Source organism: Luteibacter sp. P4_E6 (assembly GCF_056401535.1).
In genome coordinates this window covers 1-1,165 of record NZ_JBFUJE010000845.1, presented here as the reverse complement: position 1 = coordinate 1,165, position 1,165 = coordinate 1, and the positions used below count along the sequence as shown (strand labels likewise).

The following is a 1,165-nucleotide window of genomic DNA, read 5'->3' as shown; positions in this document are numbered from 1 at the left end:
TGATAGATGCGACCGAGGCGCTTAAAAGTGAGCTTCTTGACCTTTCGATGGTCTACGGGATGCGGCGTACCGGTCCTCCGAGACTGAGCCACTGGTACGAGAATGGCGGCCAGGATCCTGCGGATCATGGTGACGAAGCGCCTGCGGCAGACGCATCCAGGTAACGAAGCTTCCACGTCGGGCGGAAAGGCATGGCGTGCTTCATCCCGGCCAGCTTGATGTTCAGGTTACCGCCTGACGCAGAACGAATTGTGCCCATCTCAAGGTTGCCACCACCTGTATATTCGACCCGACCGCCGCGACGGGCGGGAACGCCGTAGGCCTTGCGGATGTATTCGACGCTCACGGCTTCACATCCAGCGTGGCGACGAGCTTTGTGTTCGGGTCGCCGTCGAAGATGGGCAGGACGGACACATTGCTCGACCAGTTACGAGCGGTGTCGATGCTGTCCGTCTCGTTCGTGTAGTCGGCCATGCGCCAACCGATGAGCTTCGGCTGTGCCGCCTCACGGCCAGCCAGCGCTAGGTGGGTGTCGATCGCCTTCCACCAGTCGTCCATCACCAGCACGTTCATCTCGACGTAGTAGTTCACGACCGTGCAGTCTCTCTCCCGCAAGGTCGCGAACGCGCGGATCTGGTCCCGGGTCTTGGCGAGCGTCATCGTGCTCATGCGTCGGTGTCCTTTGCCACGGGCAGTGCGTAGAAGTTGATTTCGAGGCCGTTGACGCAGGTTGCAACGACGGCGTGTTCGAGCAGGCGAGCAGTTCGAATCCTCGCCGCGTCGCCCTCGCTGAGGACGGCGGAGCCGATATACGTGCCCGGGGTAGTCCTTAACCCAGGCGGTCCGCCGGTCTTCCTCGCGCTCCTCAAGGAGCGCAACGCGCCGGCCCAGGGCCTGCGCCTCGCGCTGGGTGATTCGCTTCGTGGTCATGCTGCCTCCCTCTCGCAAAGCCCCAGGTCGGACGTGCAACCGCCGCCGGCCTGGTCCTGCATGAAGATGTCGTACTGGCGGCCGCCGCGGCCCGTGCGCGCCCAGTCGATGACGTTGCGGATCGGCAGGATGTCGCCATTGATCGGCGCGAAGAACGTCGCCATGCGGCGCTTGTTGGCGGCTGCTACCACAGCCTCCCACCGCTCGATCCGGTCCATGTGTTCCGGCGTCATAT

At 63.4% G+C, this 1,165-nt stretch carries 1 protein-coding gene and 1 pseudogene; both read right to left on the bottom strand.

From position 1 onward, the window contains the following. Positions 1-342: 342 nt before the first annotated feature. Positions 343-669, bottom strand: coding sequence for a hypothetical protein (locus AC1DT2_RS24015; protein WP_477299209.1), 327 nt, complete (start codon positions 667-669; stop codon positions 343-345). Between the two features lie 257 nt (positions 670-926). Next, positions 927-1,165: pseudogene (locus AC1DT2_RS24010) on the bottom strand (phosphoadenosine phosphosulfate reductase family protein); the annotation flags it as partial.